Raw genomic sequence first — 17,777 nt, forward strand, 5'->3', positions numbered from 1 at the left:
GTCATAGCGACTACAGGACGCCAGAGTCATAACGACAACAAAAATCGCAACCGACTGATTTTCATAACGTTATTCATTGGCATGATTTCTGACTCGGAAATGGCAGGACAAATCGTCGAAACCCACAGAGAGATCACCATGAGCAATGAATTTAACCAGCGCCTCGCCGTCGTCACCGGTGCCAGTTCAGGCATCGGCCTGGCCGTGACCCAACGTTTGCTCGAACGCGGCGCGAAGGTGGTCGCGATGTCGCGCCAACTGGGCGGGCTTGGCGTGTTGGCCGAGCAGTTTGGCGAGCAGCTCAGGTGGCTGGCCGGGGATGTGACCGAGGCAGCCGACCTTGCGCGCCTGGCGCAGGTGGCGGCACCGATGGGGCCAGTGGATTTGCTGGTGCCGAATGCGGGCATTGCCCAACTGGCCGATGGCCTGGACCTGGCCGCCTTCGACCGGCAGTGGGCGGTCAATGGGGCCGGCGCGTTGAACACCTTGGGCAGCCTGCGCGGGCAGTTGGCGGCGCAGGCATCGGTGGTGTTCATCGGCACGTTCCTGGAGCAAGTGACCTTTCCCGGCCTGGCCGCCTACATTGCGTCCAAAGCCGCCCTGCGCGCCCAGGTGCGCACCCTTGCGGTGGAGCTGGCGCCCCACGGCATCCGCCTGAACATGGTATCTCCCGGCCCCACCGCCACGCCGATCTGGAGCACCCTGGGGCTCAATGACGAAGCCTTGGGCTCGGTGGCGAAGACCGTCAACGCCCGCCTGCTCAACGGGCAGTTCCTGGAGCCGGGCGCCGTGGCCGATGTGATCCTGTTCCAGCTGGGCCAGGGCGCACGCAGCGTGTTCGGCCAGGATTGGGTGGTGGACGGCGGTTATACCTTGCGCTGATCAGGCCAGTACAGGCACGGTCTTGGTCCCTCCAAATGCCAGGGCCTTCCAGCCGATCACCAACAGCGACAACCCGGCAAAGATCAGCCCGCAGCCAATCACCCCGCTGGTGCCGAAGGCATTGATGAACAGCCCGCCCACCGATGACCCGATCACCACCCCGGCATTCGCCGATGACACATACAGGCTGGTGGCGAACTCATGCGCCTCGGGTGCCGAAGACGTGAGCCAGACTTGCGTGACTACCAGGCCGCAGGTATGCGCCGCGCCCCAGAGCAACACGATCACACTCATCGACGCCCACGACAGGCTGCCAAAGGCATACAACACCAGGTATGCCGCCGCCAGTACCACCGGATACAGCACGGCCGTCACAACCAAATGCCGGCTGAGCGCGCGCCCCACCCATAGGTTACCGATGACGCCGCCGATGCCGAAGATCACCAGCATGACGCTGATAGTCCGGCCATCCATACCGACCTGGGTCTTGAGGTATTCGGCGGCGTAGCTGTACACCGAAAACATCGTGGTAAACACCAACACGGTAGCGAGGATCGCCAACCACACCGAGAGGCTGCGCAGCACCGCCAGTTGCTTGCCGAAGCTCAGGGGTGCCGAACGCGGGTGATCGGGCAGTTTGAGCCACAAGCCCAACGCCGCCACTGCCGTTGCCACGGCGCAAAAATAGAACGAGGCCTCATAGGAAAGACTCGCCCCCACCCACGTGGTCAGAGGCACGCCCAACACCAGCCCAAGCGTGGTGCCCACCACCGCCAGCGCTGTGGCATGGGCCGCTCGTTCGCGGGGGTACAGCGACACCGCCGTGGAAAACGCGGCGGCAAAAAATACCGGGTGGAGCATGGCCGGCACCACGCGCAGCGCCATCAGTGTCTCGAAGTTCGGCGCAAACGCCGACAACACACTGCTGATCGAGAACGCCACCAAGGCACCCACCAGGATTTTCTTGCGCACTACCCGCGAGGCCAGCAGCACCAGGAACGGCCCCGACACCGCCACTATCAGCGCAAACAAACCCATCAACCACCCGGCCTGGGATACGCTGATCGCAAACCGCTCGACGATCATCGGCAGGATGCCGACCACACCAAACTCCAGGGTATACAGGCCGAACAACCCCAGGATGATGTAGATCACGGGCCGACCTCGATCACGACTTTACCGAAGGCGCCGCGCTGCAAATGGGCGAAGGCCCGGGGCGCTTCGGCAAAGCGGTAGGTGTGGTCGATCACCGGTTCGAGGCTGTGTCGCTCCACCATGCGAACCAGGTCTTCAAGGGCACGCCGTGGCCCCACCGCTACACCGACGATGGCGGCGCGCTTGGCCAGCAGGCTCATCAGCGACGCGCTCAACTGGTCGCTCTCGAGCAGGCCGATCACTGAGACACGCCCACCGTTGCTCACCGCTTGCAGTGAACGCGCCAGGTTGTCGCCACCGGCCATTTCCAGCACGTGCTCGGCGCCGCGTCCGCCGGTCAGTTCCAGCACGGCGTGGTGCCAGTCCGGCACCCGGCCACGGTGGATGCCATGGGTGGCGCCCAGCTCGACGGCACGGGCGATTTTTTCATCGCTGCTGCTGGTGATGATCACACGGGCGCCATGGGCCGCCGCCAGTTGCACGGCAAACAGCGAGACGCCACCGGTGCCCTGCACCACCACAGTCTGGCCGGCATGCAAGTGACCGAGTTCGATCAGCGCCATCCAGGCCGTCAATGCCGCCACCGGCAAAGTGCTGGCCTGGGTGGCGTTCAACGAGCGCGGCGCGAGCACGCACCATTCGGCGGGGGTGGCCACGTACTCGGCAAGCATGCCGGGGATCGGGCCGCCTTGCGGTGGCGCGTCGGCCCAGGACAACGGCCTGCCGTCGACCCAGCCGGCAAAGAAACTCGACAGCACCTTGTCGCCCACCTTGAACCGGCTCACACCCTCCCCCACTGCCACCACCGTGCCCGCCATGTCGGACGCCGGGGTGAAAGGGAATTGCAGGCTGGCGCCCATGCCGTTTTCCGATACCTCGGCGTCACGGTAGTTGAGCGACACCGCCGCGACGCGCACCAGCACCTCCCCGGCCTTGGCCAGCGGTCGCGGCACACGGGCCAGGCGCAGGGTATGCAGGCCAAAGGTCGGGATTTCCCAGCGTTGCATCAAGTCGGTCATGTTCAGGTCTCTCGTGAGGGTTTTGCGCAAGGATAAGAACCTCGCTCCACGGGATTAAGTAGGGGGCGATTCCTGGGTCTGCGGAGCTTTCATTCCGCAATGCTGGCAATTGCGCTAGGGTATCGGGCAATTCCCGTCGGCAATCGGTGCATCAGATGGACAACCTCACGACCCTGAATGCCTTTGTGCAGGTCGCACACACTCACAGCTTTGTCGCCGCCGGGCGGGTGTTGGGGGTGACGGCGTCGGCGGTCGGCAAGAGCGTTGCGCGCCTGGAGGAGCGCCTGGGTGTGCGGCTGTTCCACCGCAGTACGCGCAGCGTGACGCTGACTGCCGAGGGCGAGCTGTTTTTGCAGCGCAGCCGGCGCATCCTGCGGGAAATCGAGGAAGCCGAGGCGGAGTTGTCCCAGGTCAGCCAGGCGCCCCGTGGTCGCCTCAAGGTCAGCCTGCCGTTGGTGGGCCATCCGTTTTTGCCGGTGCTGGCCGACTTCAAGCAGGCCTACCCCGACGTCGAGCTGGACCTGAGCTTCACCGACCGTCGCGTGGATGTGGTTGAGGAAGGCTACGACGCGGTGTTGCGCAGCGGCGAGGCGCCGGACTCGCGCTTGAGTTCACGGTTGGTGGGGGATTATCGGATGATCGTCGTGGCGGCCCCCGCCTACCTCGAGCGTCACGGCACACCGCAGCGCTCCAGCGACCTGGCCCAGCACAGTTGCATCCTGTTCCGCTTCCCGAATACCGGCAAGTTGCAGCGTTGGCCGTTGCACACCCAGGGCATCGAACTCGACCAGCACCTGCCGGCGGCGATGATCTGCAACAACCTCGAAGCCCGGGTATGTTTTGCACTGCACGGCATTGGTATCGCCTACCTGCCGGACTTCGCCATTCGCGAGGCCCTCGACAGCCGGCAATTGCTGCAGGTGCTGCCTGACTGCACCGAGCATGGCAGCTTTCGCATGATGTGGCCGTCGAGCCGGCACCCGTCGCCCAAGTTGCGGGTGTTTATCGACTTTCTCAAGGAACGCCTGTTTCCCTGATCAGGCGTTGTCGAACCGCTGCCGCGCCTGGCGAAATTCATCGCCCTTCTCTACCACCCAGGTCCATAGCGGGATCATGTGTACCAGCAGTTCCGTACCCAGGCTCGACAGCTCGTACTCGACCCTGGGCGGCACTTCCTGGAAGTCATGGCGCAGCACCAGCCCATCGCGCTCCAACTGGCGCAACGTACGGGTCAGCATGCGCTGGGTCACGCCCTGCATGCGCCGGCCGATCTCGGCGTGACGCAAGCGGCCGGACACACCCAGCACGTGCACGATGCCCAATGACCAGCGGTTGCCCGCGTGGGTCAGCACCTCGCGCTTGAGGCCGTCATCGTCGGCGCTGAGGGCGTCGCAGGCGGCTTGGGAGCGGCGGATGATCTCGTCGTTATCCATGGGGAGCTCTCGGTATCACGGGTGTGCCTTCTTATGCGCGGCGATGAATTCTGCAAGCATGCCACGACTTTCAATCCAGACGGAGTTCCTATGACCCCCTCTTCCATCCTGGTACTCGGTGCCGGCGAACTGGGCATGGCCGTAGTGCAAGCACTGGCCGACCTGGCCGCACCGGGCGACACACGCCTCGCCGTGCTGCTACGCCCCGCCAGCCTGCACTCGGCTGCGGCCAACGCTTTGCGTGCGCGGGGTATCGAGCCCGTTGCCGGTGACCTGCAGAACGACAGCCAAAGCGTGCTCGCCGAGCGCTTCGCGCCCTTCGACACGGTGATCTGCTGCACCGGTTTTGCCGCCGGCCCCGGCACCCAGCGCAAACTGGCACGGGCCGCCATCGAGGGTGGAGTGCGGCGTTATGTGCCGTGGCAATTCGGCGTGGACTATGACCTGATCGGCCGTGGCAGCCCGCAGGATACCTTCGACGAACAGCTCGACGTACGCGACCTGCTGCGCGCCCAGCACGGCACGCAATGGCTGATCATCTCCACCGGCATGTTCACCAGTTTTCTGTTCGAGCCCTCGTTCGGCGTGGTCGACCTGGCGCAGAACACCGTGCATGCGCTGGGCAGTTGGGACACCGCCGTCACCGTCACCACGCCTGAGGACATCGGCCGGTTAACCGCACACATCGTGCTTGCCGAACCGGCGCTGGGCAACCAGGTGGTGTTCACCGCCGGTGACACCCTGACCTATGGGCAACTGGCCGATACCGTCGACGCCACCCTCGGCATCCGGCTGCAGCGCGAGCCCTGGCCGGTGCCGAGGTTGCTGGCCGAACTGGCGAAGGACCCCGATGACAACCTGAAGAAATACCGCGCAGTGTTCGCCCAAGGCCACGGCGTGGCCTGGGACCCCGCCGTGACCTTCAACGCCCGCCATCACATCGCCATGACGGACGTTGTCACGTGGATCCGCCAACACCTCAGGGCACCGGCAACCATCGACTGAATTCACCCCGGCTGTTCAACGGGCACCAGGCGAAGTCCGTTTGCGCAGGGGGCAATGCCTGGCGTTCAACCATCGCGTACGGCGAGCCCTTCCAATCAAACAGCGTTGCGCCCTGCCAGGCCAGGACCACACCCCTGGCCTGGCTTTTATCCGTCTGCACCCAACGCGCGGCAGCCGCCGCCATGAACGCCTCGATGGGTTCGTCATCGATCTGCGCCCGATACTCCGAGCCCAGCAGCCAGCGGCAGACGTTCACGTGGTAGGTCCAATCCAGCGGCGGCCGGTGGCGATAGGCCCAGGTCATGAAGCTACGAAACAGGTTCAGGCCCTCGGGCGGGTCCAGCTTGAGCAGCGCCGGGCAGATGTCGAACAAAGTGTGCCAGTACGGCAGCAGGCGAGCATCCAGGTGCACGAAACTGCGGGAATTGCTGGGGTATTCAGGCGGCGCCGGCTCCGCGTGCAGGCGGCGGGACGCCTTGCTGACCAGGCGGTTGGCGCCTGTGGGCAACAGGGGGTTCATGAAACGCACTCACAGTCATGACGATGGGACGCCTCCTGTTTTCAGGAGGCCCAAGGCAAACGTCAGAATGCAGGGGAAGCGCGGGGGTTGGCCGAGGGCCAGGAATATCGTGGCGGCGCCTTGTTGCGCCGTTCATGGGCCGGACGCGGGGGTTGGCCCAGGCCCAATAGCCAGGCCAGGCCGACCAGGAACACCAGCGCAACGGTCAGTGCGTTGCAGACCGGGCAGGCAAAGTAGTTCGAGATGTTGCTGGAAGATGGGCTACCCAACCCTTTGTCGGAAAGTGGCGCCTGGTTGCCGCTCACCGAACAGAACGCCCCGCCGATGCCATTGAGCGTCTGCCCCGTCATCTGCCCATGCCCCAAACCGCAGACGAACAGGTTCATGAGCACGCAGAAGTACAGGGCCCAGGCGATCAGCGAACGGTCGGGGTGGCTCGATTTCATGGCGGCGACTCTACCACCCGCGCCGCAAAAGGATGAAGCGCGACATGCCCCTGTGGCAGAACGTCGCAGATTACGTGCGCTTCCCAGGGTTGGTAGACTGGGCGCCCTCAAAGCCTGACGTATTGATCCAGAGCAATGCAGGCGCTTCACAGGATGCACAGTTGATGAGTACGTTATTCACCCGCCGCAAGGTGCTGACCGGTATGGGCCTGTTGGGCCTGGGCAGCCTGCTGGGCGGCTGTGACTACAGCCCCAGGCTGAACTTCAAGTACGGCAAGGACCTGAGCGACAAGATCATGGGCCGCACCTTCAAGCTCAAGAACACCGACGGCGAAACCGTCACCCTGAGCTCGTTCCGTGGCCTGATGCCGGTGGTGTTCTTCGGTTTCACCCAGTGCCCGGCCGTGTGCCCGACCACCCTGGCGCGCGCCGCCCAGGCCAAGAGGCTGATGGGCCGCGACGGCGAAATCATGCAGGTGGTGTTCATCACCCTGGACCCGGAACGCGACACGCCCGAGATTCTCGACAAGTACGTCAAGGCCTTCGACCCCAGTTTCGAAGCGCTGTACGGCACCCCGGAAGAAATCGCCGTGGCCGCCAAGGAATTCGGGATCTTCTATGAAAAGATCCCCGCCGGCGACACCTACACCCTGTCCCACACCGCCACCAGTTTCGTGTTCGACACCCGTGGCAACCTGCGCCTGGGCCTGCAGGCATCCCTTACCGCTAAAGAGTGCGCAGAAGACCTGCTCACCGTCATGGAGGTCTGCTAATGACTGCCGTTCAACACCTCAAGCGCACCCTTATCGGCATGACCCTGCTGGGCCTCGCCGCGCACGCCAGCGCCCAGGTGCAAGTCACCGACGCCTGGGTACGCGCCACCGTGCCGGGCCAACCGTCCAGCGGCGCGTTCATGACCGTCACCGCCGACAGCGACAGCAAGTTGCTGAGCGTGGCCTCGCCAGTGGCCAAGGACGTGCAGATCCATGAAATGAGCATGAAGGACGACGTGATGCGCATGGGCCCGGTGGACTCGGTAGCCCTGCCGGCCGGCAAGGCCGTGACCCTCGACCCCGACGGTTACCACGTGATGCTGATGGGCCTGACCGGCCAGATCAAGGAAGGCGACCAGGTGCCGCTGACCCTGACGGTGCAGAACGCCAAGGGCGAAAAGCAGGCGATTGAAGTGAAGGCGCCGGTGCGTGGCCTGGATGGGATGGACCATAGCAAGATGGACCATGGCAAGATGCACTGAGACGTGCGCACCCGCCTCAATCCACGATAAATAGCCTTGCCCCGGCACTCGTCGAAGATCGATGCCCTTCCATGTCAGTGCCCACCTGGTAACTCATCCCGGCCGTCAGCGTAAACTGACGGCCGTCTTCCAGTTCCGTGTGCAACTCGCCTTCCAGGCATAACAGCACATGCCCCCGCCAGCACCAATGGTCCGCCAGGTAGCCAGGCGTGTATTCGACCATGCGCACACGTGTTGTGCCGAAGTGGCAGGTGCGCCACAGGGCATTGCCAGTGATACCTGGGTGAATCACCGGTTCGACCGTGGACCAGTCGGTGGTGCCAAAAGGAACAGCAGTGAGATCCATGGCGAGCTCTCGCGTTGATCGATGTGTCTTGAGGCTATTCACAAGACACGGTGGACGGTAGACACAGATCGACCCGTTTTATGAGATACGGGTATCCTGCCCGCACAGAGCTCACGGACACGCTTATGCAGATCGACCCTGCCTACATCCTTCACGAAACCGAACACTGGCGGCTCAACCATCATCTGGCATCTGCGTTGCCCGGCTACCTGATGCTGGCGGCCAAGGCGCCGATCCACTCCCTGGCTGACATGCCGGAACCGGCGCTGGCCGAGTTGGGCGGGTTGCTCGCGAAGGTCCAGCGGGTAATGGAGGCGCAGCTGGAGCCGAAATGGCTGTACATCAGCCGGTATGGGCACATGCCGGGCTTCCCGCTGCACTTTCATTTCATCCCCGTGTATGACTGGGTAGAGGCGGCGTTTTGGCGTGATGAGCGTTATCGGGTGCTGCAGGGTTTTGGAACACAGGAACTGGCGCAAACATCGACCGATGGGGCTGAGTTGACGCTGTTTGTATGGCGTGAGTTTGGAGAACGCCTCACCCCACCGCAGGTCCAGGGAGACACGGTGCATCAAGTCATTGAGAGGCTGCGCGTAGCGTTTGCGGGTCAATGACGAGTGGTCTCAGGGGATCAGTTGTTTTGTCATCGGGATACACGCCAACGTCAGCCCCGACGGCGAGTAATAAACCGCCTGTTCATCCCCCGCATAGCCACACGCCCGGTAAAAGCTCGCCGCATTCAACGTCGCATCCAGCACCACGGTCTTAACCGCCATCTCCCGCGCAACCGTCTCAAGGTGATCGAGCATCGCCTTGCCATATCCGCGCCCGGTGCACTCGGGCAATACGAACAGTGCGCCGACTTCATTGTTGTCCAGATCAAGCATTCCAGTGACGACCGCCCTACCGTTCAGCCACCCCAGGTAAAACGGTTTATCCATCAGCGCACTGTAACCATCCTCGGCCTTGCCCCGCGTCCACAGCAGCATTTGCTCGCGCGTGTAAGCGCCGATGCATTGGCCGCGAATGGCCTGCAAGCGGATGTCGAACGCCACCTGGGCGTGTTCTGGGGTAGCCCGTTTTATCTCCAGCATTTCACGCTCCTTCCATGAAATCATCGTGCCATTAGCACACTTGTGCTAATCGACCCCTCCCCCCTGCGGCGCTATATTCCCCGGCACTTCCAGCGCTCCTCCGGCACCGTGCATTTCTTGCGCGTGGGCGCGTTGTGCGCTGGAAAAACCATAACAACCCCAAGGAAGAAGCACCATGAAACTGCAATCCTCCGTTACCCGCCTCACCCTGCTGGGCGCCCTGATCATCGGCGTCGCCGGCTGCAGCAACATCAAACCTACCGAAGATCACCTCAAGACGCTGTCGGAGACCAACCTGGGCGAACCGGTCAAGCGTATTTCCAATGTGCGCAGCGACTCGATGACCACCTACTACGTCGCCAGTGCCGCCTCCGGCGAGTACAACTGCTCAGTGCCCAGCGGTGCCAGCGGCGGTATGTTCGCCGTGGCCAGCTTTGGCATGATGAAGCCTGCGGCCTACTGCCAACCCAAAGGTGCACGCGGCAACCCACTGCAGGGCTTCACCCAGTAACCGTCTGCTGGCTCAGGTCGCGCAAGGTCCCGCGCAGTTCGGCGGGACGCACCGGCTTGGAGAGAATGGCGATCCGGCGGTCGTGCAAGGCGGCCTGGATTCTCTCCACGTCATGCCCGGTGAGGATCAGCGCAGGGACGGCCCAGCCGCGTTGCTCGCGCAGGGCATCGATGCATTCGATACCAGTAGCGTGGTTGCCCAGGTCGTAGTCGGCGACGATGATGTCGCAGTCACTGACCAGAGCACGCCCCGAAGACTCCGCCTGCACCTCGCAACCCCAGCGCTCCAGCAGGGCCTGGGTGGCGAGCAGCACGTTGTGGTCATCTTCTACCAGGCACACCTTCAACCCGGTCAGCAGCCCGGCCTGGCGCGTGTCGTCGCGCGGTGCCGTGGCACGTGGCGCAGAGGCCAGGGTCAAACCATACAGGCTTACAGAAGTACCATGGCCCACCCGTGAGCGCAGGCCTACCTGCACTCCCATCAACTGCCCCAGGCGCTTGACGATGGACAGTCCAAGGCCGACGCCTTCGACGTCCTTGTCACGCAGGTGGCGCACTCGATAAAACTCCTCGAAGACCTTTGATAGATGCTCCTCGGCAATCCCCCGGCCCCGGTCATGAATCTCCACCGCCAAGCCGCCGTCGCGAACGCGCACGCCGATCAGCACAGGCCGTTGCGCGCCGTATTTGAAGCAGTTGGACAGCACGTTCTGCACCATGGTCGCCAGCAGCGCAGGGTCGACCAGCACCCAATGCGTGCAGGGCCGCAGGCGCAGCTCCACCCCGGCCCAACGCGCGGCCTCGGCGTTCTGGCGCACCAGGTCGGCCAGGAACTCGCCCAGGTGCACCGCCTGGTACTTGGGCAACACGCGGCCGTTGTCGAGGGTGTAGAGATCGAGAATCGAGCGGAACAATTGCGATACGTTGAGCAGCGAACGGTCGATGTTGTCGACCAGGCGCCGCTCTTCATCACCCAGCCGGGCTTCGCGCAGGCAAGCGGTGAACAGGCCGATGGAATGGATGGGTTGACGCAGGTCATGGCTGGCCTGGGCAAGGAAACGGGATTTTTCCAGGTTGGCGGCAATGGCCTGCTCGGAAGCCTTGCGCGTGCGCTCCAGCAGGATATGCGCGTACACCGGGATCACCGTGCTGGTGATCATCAACATCAGCACCATGAAGGGTTGCGCCTGCCACACCGGCGTCAGCCGATACACGATCAGCAGCGCCAGCAAGGCCAGCGCCGTGGCGATCGCCAGGTAGCGCGAGCCGTAGCGCATGCCGTTGCCCAGGTTGACCCATACCATCACCGCATACAACGGCAACGCCGCTTCACCGCCCACCACCATGCCGAACGAGGTGCCGGTGTAGTCGTGGATCATGCCGAAGATGCGCCGCGCCGGGTAATGCCCCGGCCAGCGCACGATGACTTGGCGCAAGGCAATGGAGGCCAGCAGGAACAGGAAGATATACAGGATCACCGGCAGGTAGGTGTCCACCGACTGTCCCGGCAGGAAGCCCAATGCACCGATGTAGACGATTGCAATGCTGGCGACCACGATGCGCAGGTTGGCCTGGTCGAGTTCGGAGTTAGTCTCAAGACTCATGGGTTTACGTCCTTGTGCGGCAGTCATCAATTCCTTAACGCACCGCAGGCAGGCCCTGGGCACGGTGGTAAGGTAGCATGCAACGGCACAACCTTGCCCCAGGGAGGAGCACCCCCATGACCGGCCGTATCATCATCGCCGATGACCACCCGATGTTCCGCGAAGGTATGGTGCGCACCGTGCAGCGCCTGCTGCCGGACGCCCTGGTGCAGGAAGCCGGCGACCTCGACGGTGTGCTCGCGCTGATCCGCGACGGCGGCGAGATCGACACGCTGATCCTCGACCTGCGCTTCCCCGGCCTGACCTGCATGAGCCAACTGGTCGAACTGCGCCAGCAATTGCGGCGCACCACGCTGATCGTGGTATCGATGGTGGACGACCCGGCGCTGATCGACCAAGTCATGGCCCTGGGCACGGACGGGTTCATCGGCAAGAACATTGCCCCCGAAGAGATCGGCCAGGCGCTGCTGGCGATCCGCGAAGGCGAAGTACTGGTCAAGTTCGCGCCCTCTGGCCTGCTGCCACTGGACACCCATACCCTCACCGCCCGCCAGCAAGACGTGCTGCGTCTGATCGCCCAGGGCAAGACCAACAAGGAAATCGCCAAGGCCCTGGATATCTCGCCGTTTACCGTGCGTATCCATGTGTCGTCGCTGTTGCGCGCGCTGGATGTGCCCTCGCGGGCGGCAGCTGCGGTCAAGTATTCCGGGGAGTTCTAGGCGTTTTCGTCGCCTGTGCGGGTAAACGAATAGCGGTCGATATCGGTGCGCAGTGTCCAGCCCTGGCCTTGCCAATACTGGGCGGCGCTGGTGTTGCTCTTGAACACGTCGAGGTGGCATTTGTAGATGCCCAACTGCTCCAGCGCGCCTAGGCAGCGCTGCGTCAGCATCTGGGCGATGCCTTGGCGGCGACAGTCCGGCACTACCAGCAGGTGTTGCAGGTAACCGCGACGCCCGTCGTGGCCGCACATCACGCACGCGATCAATCGGCCATCGGCTTCGGCGACAAAACTCATCTCGGGATTGCGCGCCAGGTAGCGCTCGGTGGCCTCACGGGAGTCGGCGTCGCGCAGGGAGATGCCGGGGGTGCCTTGCATCAGGGCGAGGATGGCGTCGTAGTCGGCTGGGGTCATGAAACGGATGCTGGGCATAGTGGTCAGAAACCTTTGAAGTCCGAGGCAACTTGTCGCCATTTCGATCTGACCCGGCTCAGGCGCTCATAGATCAAGGCGAAATTGAATTGCTGCAAGGATGCACGGCCATGTGCCAACACATTGCGATCAACGTATAGCCCTCGCAGTTCGGCCAGATAGTTTTTGAAATAGCTATCGCGCCCAAGCGCCCCCTGCCAGGCATCGATGATACTTCTTAAGGAAATATGGCCTACGCCGCTATTCAAACGTTGAAACCTGCGATGGTGGACGTTCCCGCTGTTACTGTCTGCGCCCCGCCATGCACAGTCCCTGCGAATCCCACCTTCACAGGCTGCCAGTAACGCCAATGATGCAAACGCTTCATGCTCATCTTCCCGACGGCGAATGAAGGCTTTCCACTCTTCCTGGGTCATGAACATGATTTGATCCAGCGTTTCTTCCGAGACATGCTGCGGTTTGGCCCCATCCACTACACGCTTGAGATGTCGCAGGCCGTCCAAGCTGACGACGTACCAGTTCCGGGCTTCATCAATAGTGGGAAATCGTTCTGTCATCAGCACTCATTCTCCAACCATCAATTCAAACAGGCGTACCAGACCCTTGTCGTCGAAGTCGAACCCGCCTCTGGCACCAACACCCGGATAGACCCGCCATACCCACTCTCGATCGTAGGGGGGCCGAGTGTCGTCGACAGGTGACTCGTCAGGTTGCTGAGCAATCAACTTGACCCGCTCGCCACGCCCCGCCTCAATCACATCTACCCGGCCAAACCCACCAATGATCACGCTGGCTACTGGCGTGAACTGCACCACGCCGGTCGGCATTTCAACACGCAGCCCACAGACCTGATATGAGCCAAGGGTTTCTTCCTGGAGAGCATGGGTGGTGGGCGTGAACGCCGACTCATCAAGCCCGGCTTCGACCAATGCCAGGCGGATCCGAACGAAAAGCTGCTCAAGCTCATCCAGCCATCGCGCTTTGCGTTGAGCCCAATCGACATGTCGCTCCTGCGACTGTTTTTTTGCCTGCTGCTCGCTGATAAAACGTTTCAAATCGGTCATGACAGTTCTCCTTGGGTTAAGCCTACCCCAGTTGGCATTGCGCCGGTAACCGTCATTAAGTAACGGCATGCATTTGACCTGAGCAATCACTCTTGCATCCGATATTTATGCTCACTTCCCAGCTTAATAATATTTTATTAATAACCGCCCTCCCCCTAGCCTTGAAGTCATGCCAACGCTGAATCCAACGGCATTACGCAAGGACAGAGGACATGACTGAAGCAATAACAAAAACAGACACGCTGGTGGTGGGCGCCGGCCAGGCTGGCGTGGCCATGAGCGAGCATCTGAGCAAGCAAGGCGTGCCCCACCTGGTGCTGGAGCGCAGCCGCATCGCCGAGCGCTGGCGCACCGGGCGCTGGGATTCGCTGGTGGCCAACGGGCCGGCGTGGCATGACCGCTTTCCCGGCCTCGCATTCGACACCGTCGCCCCGGACGGCTTTGCGCCGAAGGAACGCGTGGCCGATTACTTTGAAGCCTACGCCCGCAAGTTCAACGCGCCGATTCGTACCGGCGTCGAGGTGCTGTCCGTGGTACGCAATGTCGGCCGCCCCGGCTTCACCGTGCACACCAGTGAAGGTGTGATCGAAGCCAACCGGGTGGTGGCCGCGACCGGACCATTCCAGAAACCGGTGATCCCGGCGATTGCGCCGAAAGATACGGCCCTGCACCAGATCCACTCCGCCGAGTATCGCAACCCCGCGCAACTGCCGACCGGCGCCGTGCTGGTGGTGGGCGCCGGCTCATCCGGCGTGCAGATTGCCGATGAATTACAGCGTTCCGGGCGCCAGGTGTACCTCTCCGTCGGCGCCCACGACCGCCCGCCCCGCGCCTACCGCAACCGCGATTTCTGCTGGTGGCTGGGGGTGCTGGGTGAGTGGGACCAGGCGGCGATGAAGCCCGGCCGCGAGCACGTGACCATTGCGGTCAGCGGCGCGCACGGCGGCAAGACCATCGACTTCCGCGAGCTGGCCCAGCAAGGCATGACCCTGGTGGGCCTGACCCAGGCGTTCAAGGGCAGCGTCGCCACGTTCCAGCCGAACCTGGTGGAAAACCTGGCACGCGGCGATGAAAACTACCTGGCCCTGCTGGATGCCGCCGATGCCTACATCGAACGCAACGGCCTGGACTTGCCCCTGGAGCCCGAAGCCCGTCGCGCCTTCCCAGATGCGGACTGCATCAAGAACCCGATTCTGGAACTGGACCTGGCCAGGACCGGCGTCACCTCGATTATCTGGGCCACCGGTTTTGCCGTGGACTACAGCTGGCTGAAAGTCGCAGCCTTCGACGAGGCCGGCAAGCCCCGGCACCAGCGCGGCGTGTCCAGCGAGGCCGGGGTCTACTTCCTCGGGTTGCCGTGGCAGTCGCGCCGGGGGTCGTCGTTCATCTGGGGCGTGTGGCACGACGCCAAATACGTCGCCGACCACATCGCCATCCAGCGTCAATACCTTGAATACCGCGAAGCCGCCCCGCTGGCTCGCCCATCCCCTGTCAACGCCTGAGCCTTCATTGCCGGAGTTTTCTCGATGCCCACTCACACCCGAATCCGCATGTTCAACACTAAAGAAACCTACCCCAACCAGAGCCTGGACAACGACCTGTGCCAGGCCGTGCGCGCCGGCAATACCGTGTATGTGCGCGGCCAGGTCGGCACCGATTTCGAGGGTAACCTGATCGGCCTTGGCGACCCACGCGCCCAGGCCGAGCAAGCGATGAAAAACGTCAAGCAACTGCTGGAAGAAGCCGGCAGCGACCTCAGCCACATCGTCAAGACCACCACCTACCTGATCGACCCGCGCTACCGCGAGCCGGTGTACCAGGAAGTCGGCAAGTGGCTCAAGGGTGTGTTCCCGATCTCCACCGGGCTGGTGGTGTCGGCCCTCGGCCAGCCACAGTGGCTGATGGAAATCGATGTGATCGCCGTTATTCCCGAGTAAGGAGCCACACATGACCTTTTCAATCGTCGGTCGGTGCGCCGAAACCGGCCAACTGGGCATTGCCATCAGTTCCTCGAGCATTGCCGTGGGCGCCCGCTGCCCTTGGTTGCGGCCCGGAGTGGGCGCGGTGTCGACCCAGAACATCACCTTGCCGGCGTTGGGCCCAGACGTGCTGGACCTGCTGGAGCAAGGCCTGGCCCCTGCCGACGCCCTCGACAAAGCGCTGACTCGCAACGGCTACAGCCAGTACCGGCAACTGACGGCGATTGATCACCTGGGACGCAGCGTGCATTTCAGCGGCAGTGAGACCCTCGGCACGCACAACGCGGTATCGGGCGAGCAGTGCGTGGCGGCGGGCAACATGCTGGCCGACCGTGCGGTGATCGAGGCAATGGTCAGCGCTTTCGAGCAGGGCGAAGGCCAATTGGCCGACCGACTGCTGGCGGCCATGCACGCCGCGATTGCCGCCGGTGGCGAAGCCGGCCCGGTGCATTCGGCCGCGCTGGTGGTGGTGGGCGAATTGACCTGGCCGATCATCAACCTGCGGGTGGATTGGGCCGATGAACAGCCGATCGTTGCACTGCAAACACTCTGGGACGCCTACCGTCCGCAGGTGCAGGACTACATCGACCGCGCCCTCGCCCCGGACCGCTCCCCCGGTTACGGCGTGGCCGGAGATGACCGATGAATACCAGCCGCGAACTGCTGCAGACGCTGGTTGCATTCGACACCACCAGCCGTGAATCCAACCTGCAACTGATCGAATTCGTGCGCGACTACCTGGCGGGTTTCGGAGTGGCCTGCGAGTTGGTCTACAACCCGGAACGCAGCAAGGCCAACCTGTTTGCCAGCGTTGGCCCGGTGGAGTTGCCCGGCATTGTGCTGTCGGGGCATACCGATGTAGTGCCGGTGGACGGCCAGCCCTGGACAGTGCCGCCGTTCGAGCTGACCGAACGCGATGGCAAGCTGTTTGGCCGTGGCACCGCCGACATGAAGGGCTATATCGCCTGCGTGCTGGCGCTGGTGCCGGCATTGGTCGCGGCGCCGCTGCGGGTGCCGGTGCACATCGCCCTGTCCTATGACGAAGAAGTCGGTTGCCTGGGCGTGCGTTCGTTGCTCGCGGTGCTGGAGCAACGCCCGGTCAAACCCATGCTGTGCATCATCGGCGAACCCACCGAACTCAAGCCGGTGCTCGGGCACAAGGGCAAGTTGGCGATGCGTTGCGATGTGCATGGCGAGGCGTGTCACTCCGCCTATGCGCCGTATGGGGTGAATGCGATTGAACATGCCGCCGAGTTGATCGGTGAGCTGGGGCGAATTGGCCAGCGCCTGCGCGATACCCAGGATGCGCGGTTTGACCCGCCGTTCAGCACGGTGCAGACCGGGGTGATCAGTGGCGGCAAAGCACTGAACATCGTACCGGCGGATTGTCGGTTTGATTTTGAGGTGCGCGCGTTGCCGTCGCAGGACCCGGCTGAGATGGCTGACGAATTGAAGGCTTACGCCGAGCAGCAGGTGCTGCCGCGTATGCAGTCGGTGAGCGCGCAGAGTGTAATCCGGTTTACCGAGTTGTCGGCCTACCCCGGGTTGGCGACCGATGAGCGCAGCCAGGCGGCGCAATTGATTGCCGCGTTTTCCGGTTCACGGGAATTCGGCACAGTGGCGTTTGGCACCGAGGGTGGTTTGTTTGATGCGGTGGGCATTCCCACGGTGGTGTGCGGGCCGGGCAGCATGGACCAGGGGCATAAGCCGGATGAGTTCGTGGGTGTGGAACAGCTCGACGGCTGTGATCGGATGTTGCAGCGGATGCTGGCAACATTGCTGTAGCACGTCCGAGCTGAAGTATCCCGCCTCTGAATGAGGATGAAACACTTGAAACGGGGCTTTATCCAATGATCAGGAACCAAGCCTGTTGAGTCACCACCTATTGTCGCCATCAGCTCATAGGTCCGATTATGCCAAGTATCCATTCATCTTCCACTCCTTCGTCACTTCAAGGAGCACATCAGGCGTCGCACGTGCGCACTCCTTACAACATGCTGCACGAAACCGGGATGCGCTTCACGATACAACTGCATGACTACCAAAGCGCGAAAAAGATCTTCGATGAACTCGCCAGGTCAAAAGACATCGGTGTCAAACAACAATCTGACATCTATGATCTCAATGATTTTGGTGGCGGGTTTGGTATGTACAACACACTTCATTTCAGTTTCAAACCTGACTCACGTGACGGTAGCTTCAGCCTTGCCTTACAGATGAGAATCAGTGATTTCCATCGAGAGTTCCAACAAAAGCTTGATGAGGCCGGCATCAGGAATTACGCCCCATCAGAATAAAGATTGATTGTTCCCTGG

General features: G+C 62.6%; 23 protein-coding genes and 1 pseudogene. 13 read left to right on the forward strand and 11 right to left on the reverse strand.

Annotated elements, in window-relative coordinates; translation table 11 throughout:
* Window positions 1-138 precede the first annotated feature (138 nt).
* Window positions 139-882, forward strand: coding sequence for an SDR family NAD(P)-dependent oxidoreductase (locus BMX59_RS16475; RefSeq protein ID WP_093123503.1), 744 nt, complete (start codon window positions 139-141; stop codon window positions 880-882).
* On the opposite strand, the gene BMX59_RS16480 is transcribed toward BMX59_RS16475, so the two are convergent.
* Complete coding sequence (locus BMX59_RS16480; protein ID WP_093123508.1) at window positions 883-2,037, reverse strand: MFS transporter; 1,155 nt, start codon at window positions 2,035-2,037, stop codon at window positions 883-885.
* Window positions 2,034-3,056: a zinc-dependent alcohol dehydrogenase family protein gene (locus BMX59_RS16485; RefSeq protein ID WP_093123513.1), complete on the reverse strand. Its 1,023-nt coding sequence runs from the start codon at window positions 3,054-3,056 to the stop codon at window positions 2,034-2,036. Before BMX59_RS16485 ends, BMX59_RS16480 begins: the two co-directional genes overlap by 4 nt.
* 155 nt (window positions 3,057-3,211) lie before the next feature.
* Between BMX59_RS16485 and BMX59_RS16490 the strand changes: the two genes are divergently transcribed.
* Window positions 3,212-4,093, forward strand: coding sequence for a LysR substrate-binding domain-containing protein (locus BMX59_RS16490; protein WP_093123517.1), 882 nt, complete (start codon window positions 3,212-3,214; stop codon window positions 4,091-4,093).
* Here the strand turns inward: BMX59_RS16490 and BMX59_RS16495 are convergent, their stop codons facing one another.
* On the reverse strand, window positions 4,094-4,489 hold the full coding sequence (locus BMX59_RS16495) for a winged helix-turn-helix transcriptional regulator (protein ID WP_058423941.1): 396 nt from the start codon (window positions 4,487-4,489) through the stop codon (window positions 4,094-4,096).
* A 90-nt stretch (window positions 4,490-4,579) separates the two neighbouring features.
* Between BMX59_RS16495 and BMX59_RS16500 the strand changes: the two genes are divergently transcribed.
* Window positions 4,580-5,494 (forward strand): aromatic alcohol reductase, encoded by a 915-nt coding sequence (locus BMX59_RS16500; RefSeq protein ID WP_093123521.1) that lies wholly within the window; start codon window positions 4,580-4,582, stop codon window positions 5,492-5,494.
* On the opposite strand, the gene BMX59_RS16505 is transcribed toward BMX59_RS16500, so the two are convergent.
* Together BMX59_RS16505 and BMX59_RS16510 are read right to left on the reverse strand one after the other, a co-directional pair.
* Window positions 5,469-6,014: a putative natural product biosynthesis protein gene (locus BMX59_RS16505; protein WP_093123524.1), complete on the reverse strand. Its 546-nt coding sequence runs from the start codon at window positions 6,012-6,014 to the stop codon at window positions 5,469-5,471. The two genes, BMX59_RS16500 and BMX59_RS16505, sit on opposite strands and share 26 nt — an antisense overlap.
* A 62-nt stretch (window positions 6,015-6,076) precedes the next feature.
* Entirely contained in the window at window positions 6,077-6,460 is a 384-nt protein-coding gene (locus tag BMX59_RS16510; RefSeq protein WP_093123528.1) for a DUF2946 domain-containing protein, read from the reverse strand.
* 164 nt (window positions 6,461-6,624) lie between these two features.
* On the opposite strand from BMX59_RS16510, the gene BMX59_RS16515 reads away from it, so the two are divergent.
* Window positions 6,625-7,233 (forward strand): SCO family protein, encoded by a 609-nt coding sequence (locus tag BMX59_RS16515; protein WP_093124176.1) that lies wholly within the window; start codon window positions 6,625-6,627, stop codon window positions 7,231-7,233.
* Window positions 7,233-7,715: a copper chaperone PCu(A)C gene (locus BMX59_RS16520; RefSeq protein WP_071491715.1), complete on the forward strand. Its 483-nt coding sequence runs from the start codon at window positions 7,233-7,235 to the stop codon at window positions 7,713-7,715. Before BMX59_RS16515 ends, BMX59_RS16520 begins: the two co-directional genes overlap by 1 nt.
* 16 nt (window positions 7,716-7,731) lie before the next feature.
* Here the strand turns inward: BMX59_RS16520 and BMX59_RS16525 are convergent, their stop codons facing one another.
* A complete protein-coding gene (locus BMX59_RS16525) occupies window positions 7,732-8,061 on the reverse strand; it encodes a DHCW motif cupin fold protein (protein ID WP_093123532.1) in 330 nt (109 codons plus the stop codon).
* A 125-nt stretch (window positions 8,062-8,186) separates the two neighbouring features.
* Between BMX59_RS16525 and BMX59_RS16530 the strand changes: the two genes are divergently transcribed.
* Entirely contained in the window at window positions 8,187-8,675 is a 489-nt protein-coding gene (locus BMX59_RS16530) for an HIT family protein (RefSeq protein WP_093123535.1), read from the forward strand.
* A gap of 9 nt (window positions 8,676-8,684) precedes the next feature.
* Here BMX59_RS16530 and BMX59_RS16535 read toward each other — a convergent pair whose 3' ends face one another.
* On the reverse strand, window positions 8,685-9,155 hold the full coding sequence (locus BMX59_RS16535; RefSeq protein WP_071491718.1) for a GNAT family N-acetyltransferase: 471 nt from the start codon (window positions 9,153-9,155) through the stop codon (window positions 8,685-8,687).
* A 175-nt stretch (window positions 9,156-9,330) separates the two neighbouring features.
* Between BMX59_RS16535 and BMX59_RS16540 the strand changes: the two genes are divergently transcribed.
* A complete protein-coding gene (locus BMX59_RS16540; protein WP_033896666.1) occupies window positions 9,331-9,666 on the forward strand; it encodes a hypothetical protein in 336 nt (111 codons plus the stop codon).
* On the opposite strand, the gene BMX59_RS16545 is transcribed toward BMX59_RS16540, so the two are convergent.
* Entirely contained in the window at window positions 9,656-11,269 is a 1,614-nt protein-coding gene (locus tag BMX59_RS16545; RefSeq protein WP_071491719.1) for an ATP-binding response regulator, read from the reverse strand. The genes BMX59_RS16540 and BMX59_RS16545 overlap by 11 nt on opposite strands.
* A gap of 116 nt (window positions 11,270-11,385) precedes the next feature.
* On the opposite strand from BMX59_RS16545, the gene BMX59_RS16550 reads away from it, so the two are divergent.
* Window positions 11,386-11,988, forward strand: coding sequence for a LuxR C-terminal-related transcriptional regulator (locus BMX59_RS16550; RefSeq protein ID WP_093123539.1), 603 nt, complete (start codon window positions 11,386-11,388; stop codon window positions 11,986-11,988).
* On the opposite strand, the gene BMX59_RS16555 is transcribed toward BMX59_RS16550, so the two are convergent.
* The 3 genes from BMX59_RS16555 to BMX59_RS16565 are packed head-to-tail and all read right to left on the reverse strand — an operon-like array spanning window position 11,985 to window position 13,483.
* Window positions 11,985-12,419 carry a GNAT family N-acetyltransferase gene (locus tag BMX59_RS16555; protein WP_093123543.1) on the reverse strand — a complete coding sequence of 145 codons (435 nt, stop codon included), beginning with the start codon at window positions 12,417-12,419 and terminating at the stop codon, window positions 11,985-11,987. The genes BMX59_RS16550 and BMX59_RS16555 overlap by 4 nt on opposite strands.
* Before the next feature lie 5 nt (window positions 12,420-12,424).
* Window positions 12,425-12,976 carry a hypothetical protein gene (locus tag BMX59_RS16560; RefSeq protein ID WP_093123546.1) on the reverse strand — a complete coding sequence of 184 codons (552 nt, stop codon included), beginning with the start codon at window positions 12,974-12,976 and terminating at the stop codon, window positions 12,425-12,427.
* Between the two features lie 6 nt (window positions 12,977-12,982).
* Entirely contained in the window at window positions 12,983-13,483 is a 501-nt protein-coding gene (locus BMX59_RS16565; RefSeq protein ID WP_092245344.1) for a hypothetical protein, read from the reverse strand.
* Window positions 13,484-13,652: 169 nt separating this feature from the next.
* On the opposite strand from BMX59_RS16565, the pseudogene BMX59_RS16570 reads away from it, so the two are divergent.
* The 5 genes and pseudogenes from BMX59_RS16570 (at window position 13,653) to BMX59_RS16590 (ending at window position 17,759) form a co-directional block, all read left to right on the forward strand.
* Window positions 13,653-14,985 (forward strand): annotated as a pseudogene (locus BMX59_RS16570) (flavin-containing monooxygenase).
* 24 nt (window positions 14,986-15,009) lie between these two features.
* Window positions 15,010-15,420 carry a RidA family protein gene (locus BMX59_RS16575; RefSeq protein WP_016969085.1) on the forward strand — a complete coding sequence of 137 codons (411 nt, stop codon included), beginning with the start codon at window positions 15,010-15,012 and terminating at the stop codon, window positions 15,418-15,420.
* Between the two features lie 10 nt (window positions 15,421-15,430).
* Window positions 15,431-16,108 carry a DUF1028 domain-containing protein gene (locus tag BMX59_RS16580; RefSeq protein WP_093123555.1) on the forward strand — a complete coding sequence of 226 codons (678 nt, stop codon included), beginning with the start codon at window positions 15,431-15,433 and terminating at the stop codon, window positions 16,106-16,108.
* Window positions 16,105-17,247 carry an acetylornithine deacetylase gene (gene argE, locus BMX59_RS16585; protein ID WP_093123558.1) on the forward strand — a complete coding sequence of 381 codons (1,143 nt, stop codon included), beginning with the start codon at window positions 16,105-16,107 and terminating at the stop codon, window positions 17,245-17,247. The genes BMX59_RS16580 and argE overlap by 4 nt, the downstream gene beginning before the upstream one ends.
* A 191-nt stretch (window positions 17,248-17,438) precedes the next feature.
* Window positions 17,439-17,759, forward strand: coding sequence for a hypothetical protein (locus BMX59_RS16590; protein WP_093512673.1), 321 nt, complete (start codon window positions 17,439-17,441; stop codon window positions 17,757-17,759).
* Window positions 17,760-17,777 lie beyond the last annotated feature (18 nt).

This window comes from Pseudomonas sp. NFR09 (assembly GCF_900111535.1).
Taxonomy (GTDB): domain Bacteria; phylum Pseudomonadota; class Gammaproteobacteria; order Pseudomonadales; family Pseudomonadaceae; genus Aquipseudomonas; species Aquipseudomonas extremorientalis.

Coding starts and splice junctions, on each gene's coding strand:
- BMX59_RS16505 (WP_093123524.1), bottom strand. CDS start 6,014: ATGAACCCCCTGTTGCCCACAGGCGCCAACCGCCTGGTCAGCAAGGCG.
- BMX59_RS16525 (WP_093123532.1), bottom strand. CDS start 8,061: ATGGATCTCACTGCTGTTCCTTTTGGCACCACCGACTGGTCCACGGTC.
- BMX59_RS16540 (WP_033896666.1), top strand. CDS start 9,331: ATGAAACTGCAATCCTCCGTTACCCGCCTCACCCTGCTGGGCGCCCTG.
- BMX59_RS16520 (WP_071491715.1), top strand. CDS start 7,233: ATGACTGCCGTTCAACACCTCAAGCGCACCCTTATCGGCATGACCCTG.
- BMX59_RS16500 (WP_093123521.1), top strand. CDS start 4,580: ATGACCCCCTCTTCCATCCTGGTACTCGGTGCCGGCGAACTGGGCATG.
- BMX59_RS16490 (WP_093123517.1), top strand. CDS start 3,212: ATGGACAACCTCACGACCCTGAATGCCTTTGTGCAGGTCGCACACACT.
- BMX59_RS16560 (WP_093123546.1), bottom strand. CDS start 12,976: ATGACAGAACGATTTCCCACTATTGATGAAGCCCGGAACTGGTACGTC.
- BMX59_RS16510 (WP_093123528.1), bottom strand. CDS start 6,460: ATGAAATCGAGCCACCCCGACCGTTCGCTGATCGCCTGGGCCCTGTAC.
- BMX59_RS16535 (WP_071491718.1), bottom strand. CDS start 9,155: ATGCTGGAGATAAAACGGGCTACCCCAGAACACGCCCAGGTGGCGTTC.
- BMX59_RS16550 (WP_093123539.1), top strand. CDS start 11,386: ATGACCGGCCGTATCATCATCGCCGATGACCACCCGATGTTCCGCGAA.
- argE (WP_093123558.1), top strand. CDS start 16,105: ATGAATACCAGCCGCGAACTGCTGCAGACGCTGGTTGCATTCGACACC.
- BMX59_RS16565 (WP_092245344.1), bottom strand. CDS start 13,483: ATGACCGATTTGAAACGTTTTATCAGCGAGCAGCAGGCAAAAAAACAG.
- BMX59_RS16545 (WP_071491719.1), bottom strand. CDS start 11,269: ATGAGTCTTGAGACTAACTCCGAACTCGACCAGGCCAACCTGCGCATC.
- BMX59_RS16495 (WP_058423941.1), bottom strand. CDS start 4,489: ATGGATAACGACGAGATCATCCGCCGCTCCCAAGCCGCCTGCGACGCC.
- BMX59_RS16485 (WP_093123513.1), bottom strand. CDS start 3,056: ATGACCGACTTGATGCAACGCTGGGAAATCCCGACCTTTGGCCTGCAT.
- BMX59_RS16530 (WP_093123535.1), top strand. CDS start 8,187: ATGCAGATCGACCCTGCCTACATCCTTCACGAAACCGAACACTGGCGG.
- BMX59_RS16580 (WP_093123555.1), top strand. CDS start 15,431: ATGACCTTTTCAATCGTCGGTCGGTGCGCCGAAACCGGCCAACTGGGC.
- BMX59_RS16575 (WP_016969085.1), top strand. CDS start 15,010: ATGCCCACTCACACCCGAATCCGCATGTTCAACACTAAAGAAACCTAC.
- BMX59_RS16475 (WP_093123503.1), top strand. CDS start 139: ATGAGCAATGAATTTAACCAGCGCCTCGCCGTCGTCACCGGTGCCAGT.
- BMX59_RS16515 (WP_093124176.1), top strand. CDS start 6,625: ATGAGTACGTTATTCACCCGCCGCAAGGTGCTGACCGGTATGGGCCTG.
- BMX59_RS16555 (WP_093123543.1), bottom strand. CDS start 12,419: ATGCCCAGCATCCGTTTCATGACCCCAGCCGACTACGACGCCATCCTC.